The organism is Nocardia sp. TBRC8007 (genome assembly GCF_056629435.1).
This window is the reverse complement of record NZ_JBWSOR010000016.1, coordinates 81,945-88,122: the sequence shown is the minus strand read 5'-3', so window position 1 is coordinate 88,122 and position 6,178 is coordinate 81,945. Positions and strand designations below refer to the sequence as shown.

General features: G+C 60.1%; 8 protein-coding genes and 1 pseudogene. 5 read left to right on the top strand and 4 right to left on the bottom strand.

Annotated features, from left to right (window positions below; all coding sequences use genetic code 11):
* Together ACX4ZE_RS14695 and ACX4ZE_RS14690 are read right to left on the bottom strand one after the other, a co-directional pair.
* Positions 1-213 (bottom strand): annotated as a pseudogene (locus tag ACX4ZE_RS14695) (hypothetical protein); the annotation flags it as partial.
* A gap of 10 nt (positions 214-223) precedes the next feature.
* Positions 224-727 carry a DUF3558 domain-containing protein gene (locus ACX4ZE_RS14690; RefSeq protein ID WP_480273969.1) on the bottom strand — a complete coding sequence of 168 codons (504 nt, stop codon included), beginning with the start codon at positions 725-727 and terminating at the stop codon, positions 224-226.
* A 302-nt stretch (positions 728-1,029) separates the two neighbouring features.
* Here ACX4ZE_RS14690 and ACX4ZE_RS14685 point away from each other — a divergent pair, with 302 nt between their 5' ends.
* The 4 genes from ACX4ZE_RS14685 to ACX4ZE_RS14670 all read left to right on the top strand — a co-directional run bounded on the left by ACX4ZE_RS14685 (position 1,030) and on the right by ACX4ZE_RS14670 (position 3,845).
* A complete protein-coding gene (locus ACX4ZE_RS14685) occupies positions 1,030-1,341 on the top strand; it encodes a hypothetical protein (RefSeq protein WP_480273968.1) in 312 nt (103 codons plus the stop codon).
* On the top strand, positions 1,338-2,948 hold the full coding sequence (locus tag ACX4ZE_RS14680; protein ID WP_480273967.1) for a hypothetical protein: 1,611 nt from the start codon (positions 1,338-1,340) through the stop codon (positions 2,946-2,948). Before ACX4ZE_RS14685 ends, ACX4ZE_RS14680 begins: the two co-directional genes overlap by 4 nt.
* Positions 2,949-3,312: 364 nt before the next feature.
* A complete protein-coding gene (locus ACX4ZE_RS14675) occupies positions 3,313-3,600 on the top strand; it encodes a hypothetical protein (RefSeq protein ID WP_480273966.1) in 288 nt (95 codons plus the stop codon).
* 26 nt (positions 3,601-3,626) lie between these two features.
* Positions 3,627-3,845 (top strand): hypothetical protein, encoded by a 219-nt coding sequence (locus ACX4ZE_RS14670; RefSeq protein ID WP_480273965.1) that lies wholly within the window; start codon positions 3,627-3,629, stop codon positions 3,843-3,845.
* Between the two features lie 146 nt (positions 3,846-3,991).
* On the opposite strand, the gene ACX4ZE_RS14665 is transcribed toward ACX4ZE_RS14670, so the two are convergent.
* Together ACX4ZE_RS14665 and ACX4ZE_RS14660 are read right to left on the bottom strand one after the other, a co-directional pair.
* A complete protein-coding gene (locus ACX4ZE_RS14665) occupies positions 3,992-4,954 on the bottom strand; it encodes a GmrSD restriction endonuclease domain-containing protein (protein ID WP_480273964.1) in 963 nt (320 codons plus the stop codon).
* A gap of 257 nt (positions 4,955-5,211) precedes the next feature.
* The gene (locus ACX4ZE_RS14660; protein WP_480273963.1) at positions 5,212-5,529 is read right to left on the bottom strand and encodes a hypothetical protein; all 318 of its coding nucleotides are present in this window, start codon (positions 5,527-5,529) and stop codon (positions 5,212-5,214) included.
* A 141-nt stretch (positions 5,530-5,670) separates the two neighbouring features.
* On the opposite strand from ACX4ZE_RS14660, the gene ACX4ZE_RS14655 reads away from it, so the two are divergent.
* Positions 5,671-6,126 carry a hypothetical protein gene (locus ACX4ZE_RS14655; protein WP_480273962.1) on the top strand — a complete coding sequence of 152 codons (456 nt, stop codon included), beginning with the start codon at positions 5,671-5,673 and terminating at the stop codon, positions 6,124-6,126.
* Positions 6,127-6,178: the final 52 nt, after the last annotated feature.

Below are 6,178 nucleotides of genomic sequence, written 5' to 3'. Positions count from 1 at the left end.
TCCTTGTGAGGCGTATTTGCCTTCGAGGGTTTGTGCCATGTCGAAATCCCCGAATCCGGAGACGTTCTCGGCGCGGCTGACCAAGAAACGTAGGTTTTCCAGTTCTTGGATACGTTGCTCACATGCCCGATGGCATTCGAGTGCCACGGCTTCGCTGTCCAGATACAGCTCTCCGGCACGGGCTTGCTCGGCAAGGCGCTTCCAGTCCGTCACGACGCGTTTCCTATCTCGGCAGTAGTGGCACGATGATTTCCCCGACCTCCGCTAAGACCCGACACGGGTCGGGAGGGTTGTCCAGGGAAGGGCGCCCGAGCACTTGCAGTTGTACCGCTCCCGGCGCGGCCGGGAACACTACATCGCAATCAAGCTGCTTGGTCGGGGCATCGACTCGGAATTGCCGACCTTGACGTCCGGCGATGGTTACATCACGGAGGTCGATGTTGCGGGGCTTGCGCTCGAAATCGGCGACGGTGCGTGTTGTCGTATACACCGTGAGTGCGTACTGAGGGCCGCTCCACCCGCATATCTTCCATCCCGACTGCTCGATTCCACCGACTCCCGCTTCGGCGCTCGCCGGGTCGACCCCGGCCGCGCGCATCGTGTCGGCGGGCAGGGAACACGGATCCCATAACGGTTCGGCGGGCTGTGTCGATGCCGCACTGCTGGTGCGCTCTTCGCTGGTACTGCTACATGCGACCAGAGCGACCCCCACCAAAGCGGTCGTCATCAATCGCACAACCCGGTGCATACGTTCCCACCCCTTTCTCGGTACCGCCGGAACGAATATAACCCGCACAGGTCCAGGGTCGTAGCACACAGCGGCAACCCGAACTCTGGATCTGCAGGTGATGCTGGGTTTTTACTGGGCACCAAAAATTTTCGGAAATTGATGGAACCGATCGCCGTGGAGGTGCGTCCTATCTTGTGACGGAACAGAACTCGGACCGAACCCGAAGACACGCGAGCTACCCGATGATGGTGGCCCAGCGGCGGAAAGCGGTTCGGTGCAGCTTCGAGGGGAGAATTAGCGTGTTGATGGATGTTCCCGCAGTGCAGGGCCTCGCCCGTGATCTGCGGGGATCAGCGATGACGGTCAACGATGCTGCTGTTCGGATCGCCAGCTGTGTCCGGGAGTTCGACCCGCTGGGCGCGGGCCGGGATTACCGAGCGCAGGGCGATCGCCTCGGCCGGGGGCTCGAGGAGGTCCGCCGCTATCTGTTCGCGTGGGCGAACTGTATACACGACTGCGGTGACGCACTCGAGGAAAGCGCGAACAGCTGCCGTGATGTCGATCAGTCCACAGCAACCGATCTCGGCGCGGTGACCGGAGCATTCCAGTGAGAGACACCGTCGACCACAGCACCGAAGCCATCCTCGGTTCGAGTGCCGAAGCACTGCGATATTTCGAGGCGTTCCTACCGCGCTACCGGGAATGGGCCGGGCAGGTCCCCGCAGGCGGGGACTATCCCACGCTGGCAGAGTTGTACGAGCAGCAACGCGGTATGGACCTCGAGACCATACGGGCGTTCGCGGCCGCACTGCGTGATGAGCTCGACAGCCGCATCGACGACGAAGCCAGCGTGCAGGTCAGCCGAGTCCGTGAGCTGGCGACATCGTGGAACGGCTCCCCCACCGCCACTCATGCCCAACAGTTCCTCACTGGTGTCGAAACCCGCGTCAGCACTGGCCTCGACACGTTGCGATCCATCCACACCGCCGCCACCGCCACCGCCGATCGGCTCGAAGACGCACTGCGCCACAAAGCTGGACGCAGCAAGACAGAATTCACTGTCGACACCGCCGCCGGTAAAACACCACAACAGATCGACTGGATCATCGACTGCGGCCGGGAACACACCGGCATGAACACAGAAGCAGCCCGAAACCAGCTGCGCACCATACTGCCCGAGCACGCCTCCGCAAGCGCCGATCCACACAACGTATGCCGGAACTGGCTCGACCAGGTCTTCATCCCCGAGATCGACAGCAAGGTCGCTGCGTTCACCACCCTATGCGCCGACACCCACACCACTGTCATCGACGCATACGACCACCTGATCAATACCCTCGACAACCTGGATGCCGGCTACATTTCCCCAGGCGGGAAACCCTCACCCGACTTCGACCTCGCCTACACCACCCATACACCCCGATACCTGAGTTCGGGCACCACCTCGACTACATCCACCGAATCGGAAACAGCACTGATAGCTGAGCAGAACCTCGGCCAAACCCTCCCCGAACCTCCAGACACCCCTGAAGACACATACGAATCAGGCACATACGCCTCGGACACGCAACCCAGCTCGGCGCTGTCCGACACATCCTCCTGGACACCCGACTCGACCGATCCCCTCTACACCGAGGACGAAACACCCGCATCCTCTGCTCCGGACAGCCCAGCCACGGAGGAGTCCTCCGCTCCACCACCCGATATACCCGAATACCCGGATACCAGCACACCCGGCGAGTGGACACCCAGCGATATCGCCGACATGGTGTCCGCGATCAGCCAGATCACCGGCACCATCCCCGATCTCATCACCTCCATCGGCGGAATCACCGGCACCGTACCCGATTTCATCACTTCCGTCGGCGGACTCGTCGACAATCTCGACGAGATCATCACCGCCACCGGAGACGCCACCTCCTCGGTGATCACCGCGATCGGCGAATCCACCGCAGTCGTCATCGACGCCACCGACAACCAACCCGACACCGCAGACATGGACGGCGCGGACAACGTGGACACCACCAGCGACCAGACCGAAAACGGTATCCCCGCCACCGAAGCGCAAACCCATACAGCGCCGGACGCCACAACCACACCAACTACGACCGAGACAACTCCAGACCCTGCAGCCGCCATATTCGACACCCCGGACAAAAGCAATGACCACACCTACCGGCCACTAGACCTACCACTACAGCTGCAACACCAAACCTGACTAAAGGCCCGCAAACTCACGCCATCTACAAGCCCACACCAGAAAAGACCTGGTGTCGGGGAGCTGCAACTCCCCGACACCCGGAGCTGCACGCCTGCAGCACACAGTTCACAACCAACAGTAAGGCAAGCGATGAACCACCTCTGCAAGTCGCCAACCGCAAACTCTATCCGGCACATCCCAGCAGCCGAGCAACAATCTCACTTCACGCATACATGCTGCATAAGTTTGTGATCTAGATCATGAAAGACGAATGGAACCGAACAACTCGTCTGAACATCTAAAAATGTTGAGGCACAAGGGAATTGCTTTCCCCAACGGCCTAGCCGTCGCCTTATCAGCTAACGAAGAAAGGTGAGATTCTATGAACTACTCCGCAAAGGCGTTCACTGCCGCGTTCGCTGCACTCGCGGCGCTCTCGATCGGCGCAGTGGCTCAGCCGCAAGTAGCCACTGCCGTACCCACGGGTGTCGTTATAGCACAGAAAGCACCGAGGGGAGCTCAACTCTCGCCCGCGGAGCAAGCCGCTATCGATGACAAGAAGGCCGGTCGGAATTACGACCGGAAGGCGTACAACCGTGCCATGCAGAAGATCAAGCAGGCCGAAAAGTATGCTGGTGACCGCAATAAGCAGAAGCGTGGGCGCAAGTAGAAGTCTGCAGGTTATAAGGGGTCTACATGGACAGAGAAGAGTACACGGCATTCCATTTCTCGCAGTGCAATCCGGAGGGTGAGGGGCAAGAAGATGTGCCCAAGCTTCTGAAAACGATCGCTGCAACCCTGCAGGAGTTGGGTGACATCACCGTTGAAGACCTGATCCTTCATAACGACGTCGCCGCGAACGGAAACTGGCCGTCCATCACTGTTTACTACAGTCGGCCAGACAGCGCCGAATAAGCAGCCCGAAGGCTGGTTCACCGTACGGTGGACCAGCCTTCCGGTCGGTGTAGGTTGTCGATGGTCGGCTCAGGAGTCCCTGCCGCCAGTCAGCACGTCGTCAGAGGCGATCTTCTCTGGGCTATCGCCGAGAAGCAACGCCGCTCCTACTCGCAGGCGACCCCGTCATCGTCGCGGTCGAGCGCGCTTCGGTAGCCAGGTTCGCCCCGAAGGATCGGAGCAGCCCCGGCGGCGCGGGCAGCCGAACAGTTCTTGTAGTACACCCACGGCTCCGACTCAGCCGCTGGGGGCTCCGGAACGACCGGAGCAGGCGCAGGCAGGACGGGCTCAGCGGGAGCTGGCGCGGGTTCGGGCTCTGGTGTGGCCGGCGGCGGTGCCGGGGCCTCGGGTTGGGTGCCGCAGTTCAACAACACGCGGGCCATGGCGTCCTTCTCAGCTTGCGTCACCCACAGCGAATAGGCGGCTTTCACCTCGATCTGCTTGGTGACGTAGTCGCAATGGTAGGTTTCGTTCGGCGGGAGCCAGGATGCCGCGTCGGAATCGCTCTTGGCCTGGTTGGCAGGGCCGTCGACCGCGAGCAGATTGCGAGGATCGTTCGAAAAATTTCGGCGTTCCTCGGCTGAAAGCTGTTGCGCGCCTTTCTGCCAGGCATCTGAGAGTGCGACGACATGATCAATCTGCACTGCGCTCGAGGTCGCCGCACCGCGCTGGAACTGGATTGTGGCACCGGTGTAGGGATCGGCCAGGACACCGGTCAATACGACACAGTTCGATCCGGGTTTGAACGTCACCTCGGTCAGGTCGCGTTGGAGGATGTCGTTGCGGGTATCGCAGCCGTTGTCGCCGCCGGACACCGAGACATCATCGGACCAGGCCGGCCCGAATTCGTCGCGGTCGTAGCTGGTCTTGGAGGCGCGCTCATTCACTGGCAGCGAATTCAGCAGCGTGGATATGTCGTTCGGGGCCTGCGCGAGCTGGATGGTCGTCGACGACGCTTCCGTCGTTGATGGCGATGGCTCCACTGCGGTTTCACCGGTGTCCGCACTACATCCGGTCAGGAACGAAACAACAGAGACCCCAGCGATCACAGCACTGGCACGAGTGAACACAAACCCCCCTAAAGGCGAAACTACTTCGGTCGACTACCGCCCACCTTCTTACCAACTCCGGTCCGGCGGATGTGCCGAGGCGCTAGGAGGCGGTGCTGTGTCATAGTAGCGAACGTTGCTCCACTGGTTCAGTGAATCGGTGACGAAAGTCATTGGGGTATTTGCTGTTCGGCTGATAGCCCGAATCACTGGGTCCCGCAGGTACTATGACTGACCCCGGGATGGGATCCCGGGGTCAGTCACGCGGTGGCTACGGATCAGCGCACTGGGTCACAGTGCTTCAACTTGTGTCCCCGCGGCACCTTGGTGTTCGCATCAGCCTGAGCTTCCGCCTTGTTTCTGCCGGTGCCATACACGACTGCGCCTGTCGCTTCGTTCCGCAAATTCATCAGATAGCACTTCACGGTCACCTTGTTCTTCTTGTTCGGTTTCGCGAAATGGAATTCGCTCGCGAACATGCTGGAATTATCGGTCGCGGTGACGTTTACCGGAGCAGAATGAGCCGGGACCGTCGGTATCACTAGCAACCCAGCCAGCATGGAACCGGTAAGAATACGCTTGACTGCGAACATCATCGAGAACCCCCTATGGAATCGAACGGTTCGACCGTATCCGATCACCGGTGGTGATGCAACTTGCTTCCGTGGGATTCATGCCGATAGAGCGGTGATCAGTCGAGTTGTCGGCTAAGCACAGCCCGTGTATACATCACTCTCATGACCATGTTTCGGGGAAGCGTTCACATTTACGGCACGATGGACGACGCGGTCAGGCTTGCCACGCTCTACGCCAAGCACATGGCGCTCGCAATCGGAAACGAGCCGACATATTTCTTCGTTAGAGAAGACTGGTTCGATCCCTTCAAACTGGTAGAGCAGTGGCTGCAATACAACGAGGAACTCACCACGGACGATCTGCCGGAGGGGCGGAAGGTCCTGGAGGTCAGCTGCGTTTCTGGGCTGCCAGAAGGATCGGATCCGGACAGATTCATCGAGAATACAATCAATGCTGCGTTGGCAGAATTCTATAAAGACGGAGGGCTTCCAGAGATGGGCGATCCAGACACAATTCCCTGGTGCAGTTCATCTGACGATCTCGACGAAGAGGAGCTCGAGCGTTTCCTGAAGCGATTTCCGACTGCGGCCGACCGGGCAGCTCACAAATCCAGCTGAGTGGGTCCGAGCCGTGAGACACGGAACAACTCCAGCTTTCTTCGCCCTCCAC

What these genes read in the sequence shown, in the direction of transcription:
- ACX4ZE_RS14675 (WP_480273966.1), top strand. Translation starts at nt 3,313, where the DNA reads ATGAACTACTCCGCAAAGGCGTTCACTGCCGCGTTCGCTGCACTCGCG.
- ACX4ZE_RS14670 (WP_480273965.1), top strand. Translation starts at nt 3,627, where the DNA reads ATGGACAGAGAAGAGTACACGGCATTCCATTTCTCGCAGTGCAATCCG.
- ACX4ZE_RS14660 (WP_480273963.1), bottom strand. Translation starts at nt 5,529, where the DNA reads ATGATGTTCGCAGTCAAGCGTATTCTTACCGGTTCCATGCTGGCTGGG.
- ACX4ZE_RS14690 (WP_480273969.1), bottom strand. Translation starts at nt 727, where the DNA reads ATGACGACCGCTTTGGTGGGGGTCGCTCTGGTCGCATGTAGCAGTACC.
- ACX4ZE_RS14655 (WP_480273962.1), top strand. Translation starts at nt 5,671, where the DNA reads ATGACCATGTTTCGGGGAAGCGTTCACATTTACGGCACGATGGACGAC.